The organism is Streptococcus sp. KR (assembly GCF_002238115.1).
Lineage (GTDB): Bacteria > Bacillota > Bacilli > Lactobacillales > Streptococcaceae > Streptococcus.
Window position 1 is genome coordinate 1 of the sequence record NZ_NGVM01000357.1, and the last position, 221, is coordinate 221.

Genomic DNA, 221 nt, shown 5'->3' on the forward strand with positions numbered 1-221 from the left:
CTCGAAGATTTTTAATTGATTCTGCCATTCTGAAATAAAATGATTGGTCTGCCATTCATTATGACGGCGATTGTGGTACCCCACCGCTGCATTGTAATAAATTGTGTGATTTATTTTCACGGGTTTAAGCCGTTGATGGGTATGGCCAAAAATAACCGTGTCCACTCGATAGTCATTGATCAACTTTTGAAAGTGCACACTCCCCATCATCGCATTGGCCA

General features: G+C 41.2%; 1 pseudogene. It reads right to left on the bottom strand.

What is annotated here, in order from left to right:
- Window positions 1-221, bottom strand: a pseudogene (locus CBI42_RS13110) (metallophosphoesterase); the annotation flags it as partial.